Genomic DNA, 582 nt, shown 5'->3' with positions numbered 1-582 from the left:
CGCGTACTGATCGGCCCGTCCATCGATGTGGCCGCCCAACAACTGTTCGGGCGCCGCATAGGCTGCTGTACCGACCGTCATATTTGTCTGTGTGAGACCACTGATCTCGTCCCGATTGCGTGCAATACCGAAGTCGGTCAACAAGATACGTTGCCTTCCACCCGCTGGACGGGTCAGCAGGATATTGGCCGGCTTGACATCGCGGTGCAGCAAGCCTTTCTGGTGGGCATAATCCAGCGCGCTGGCGACGCCGGCGATTACGGTGCACACGTCGGCAGCTGGCATTCCGGACGGACAGCTTTCCCGGAGCACTCGACGGGTATCGAACCCGTCGACGTAGCGCATCGCGATCCACAGATCACCCTCGAATTCGCCGCGGTCATACACCTCAACGATGTGTGGATGCCACAGCGACGACGCTAAGTCGGCCTCCCTGATGAACCGATCCCGGTAGTCGGGTTGACTAGATAGCTGGTCGTTCAGAATCTTGAGGGCGTCCCGCCGCGGCAACCGCGGATGTCGAGCCAAATAGACCTCACCCATCCCGCCGCTGCCCAACAGCCGCACCACGGTGAACCCGGC

At 61.3% G+C, this 582-nt stretch carries 1 protein-coding gene; it reads right to left on the bottom strand.

The window, feature by feature from the left end; genetic code table 11:
• The coding region (locus A5736_RS03325; protein WP_139333109.1) for a serine/threonine-protein kinase at window positions 1–582 on the bottom strand (582 nt) is incomplete at both ends.

This window comes from Mycobacterium sp. SP-6446 (assembly GCF_001954045.1).
In the GTDB taxonomy this organism is placed as follows: domain Bacteria; phylum Actinomycetota; class Actinomycetes; order Mycobacteriales; family Mycobacteriaceae; genus Mycobacterium.
This window is presented reverse-complemented; position numbering and strand designations above follow the sequence as displayed.